Annotated in this window: 2 protein-coding genes; both read left to right on the top strand. The window is 39.4% G+C overall.

The features are described from left to right. Positions 1–272, top strand: a 272-nt coding sequence (locus tag EGI31_RS14625) for a DUF2130 domain-containing protein (protein WP_255037930.1), incomplete at its 5' end; no start/stop codon positions are given. Between the two features lie 122 nt (positions 273–394). Beyond that, on the top strand, positions 395–1,858 hold the full coding sequence (locus tag EGI31_RS14620) for a S41 family peptidase (protein WP_255037929.1): 1,464 nt from the start codon (positions 395–397) through the stop codon (positions 1,856–1,858). The last annotated feature ends 152 nt before the right edge of the window (positions 1,859–2,010 follow it).

Raw genomic sequence — 2,010 nt, 5'->3', positions numbered from 1 at the left:
ACAAAATGGGGATGCTGTATAGTTTCCTGACCAGCAGTCAGTTTAAACAGCAGATGGAAGCCATTGTGGATGGTTTTACCAATCTCAAAAGCGAGTTGGATAAAGAGAAGCGAGCCATGCAAAGGATTTGGAAAGAACGCGAAATGCAAATAGAGAAGGTTATTGGCAACACCATTGATATGTACGGCAGCATTAAGGGTATTGCGGGCAACGCTATAGCTCCCATTCAATATCTCGAACTTGGTGGCGGCGACGACATTGAAGTGGATTAAAATGCTGTTTTTCTATGAAAAATGGCCTTTGAATAACAAATTTTTAAAATTATTTCTTGTTCTAAGCATTTAGGCACGAATTTGGATTTCATGCTTTCTAGCCAAATTACTATTTTTCTAATATGAAACAATTTATAATAGCCTTGCTTGTCCTATTTTCCGCCACTGCAAACGCCCAAAGTGACTGCAATTGCCAGAAAAATTTTGATGAAATCTATCAAAAAGTGCGTGACAACTACGGTGCTTTTAGCATGAAAGTCAACGCCACTACAAAACCAGCATTCGATGCACTTTCTAAAAAAGTCAAGGAAAAGTCTGCAGGTGTTACCGACCCAACAGCTTGTTATTTCATACTCAAAGAATGGACGGAGTTTTTCAAGGACGGACATTTGTTTATAAATACCATTAATCCAATAGTACCAGCGGAACCTGCCGATGCATTGCTTAAGAGAGCCGCTGCCGTGCCAGTCCAAAAGTTTAATTCGGAGGCTAGTTTTCAAGCCTATCTGAATGCTAACTTGGCCAAATTGGCCTATTTGGAGGGTATTTGGGAAAGTGACGACAAGGCATATAGGCTCGGAATAGTTAAAGATGCAGCTGTTGCCACTAAGTTTTATGGTTTTTTACTAAACAAAAAAGATGATAAATGGGTGGCAGGGAAAACTAAGTTTGTGTTGGAGCAATTGTCCGAAACCAAGCTAAAGACCACTTATTACTACGCTGATTTCACGTCAGAGCTTACCCTTACAACGGTTGTTAAGAACCTATTAGTGATGGAAAATATCTATAAGTTCAATAAAGTGAGTCCAATTCCAAAGGAATATGCAAGTCAAGACGATCTTATTCATAGGGTGCCTGACTATAGAGTAGAAAAACTAGACTCTTTGAATACGTTAGTTAGACTGCCGCCATTTACGATGAGCAATGTACAGCTTTTTGTGAAAGAGATGCTTAGTCAAAATAATTCATTGTTGCGGTCGAGTAAAAACCTTATAATTGACCTTAGAAACAACCCTGGTGGAGACGAGGCCGTGTTTGATCCCGTTTTTGAATACATCGCCAACGGACCGATTGTCAGACGTGGATCTAAAGTGAGAGCATCTATGGAAAACCAAATCTTGCTCAATCACGAACTCAAAGCCATCCAAGATTTTCCGGAATTTGCCCAAAGTCTTGATCCTAAATTGAGGGATATGATAAGAAAAATGCAGCAGAATCCAGGAACGATCATCACTGCAGAAGACAAAACTTTTAACTTCCCTAAGAGTTCTTTGAACCCACAAAAGGTTGTGATTTTGGTAGATAAAAATACCTCTAGTACGGCCGAAAGTCTAAGTCTTGAGGCTAAACAAAGTAGCAAAACCATCATAATGGGTACTAATACGAAAGGGGCTTTTGATTATACCGAAGTTCGTGACTGGGGACTCCCATGTTATGCTTGGAGGCTGGCTTTGCCGCTTGGCTATAGCTACAGATTGCCTCTTACGCCCCTCGAAGGTGTCGGCATAAAACCTGATGTGAGAATCCCAGACACGGAAGCCGATTGGGTGGGTTTTGCTGTTAAATATCTCAGTACAGTCAAATAACGAAATGTTAATATGAGCCTCCAATTTTGGAGGTTTTTTTTTATTTTTTATGTTTGGTTTTATATTTTGCCAAAAAACGTATTTAATTAGCATTAAAATTTAACCTTTCGACATGAGGCCATACATAATATTCCTTCTTTTTATAAACGTTT

Source organism: Lacihabitans soyangensis, assembly GCF_024343775.1.
GTDB classification, from domain to species: domain Bacteria; phylum Bacteroidota; class Bacteroidia; order Cytophagales; family Spirosomataceae; genus Leadbetterella; species Leadbetterella soyangensis.
The sequence above is the reverse complement of the archived record's forward strand: the minus strand, read 5'-3'. Positions and strand labels throughout refer to the sequence as shown.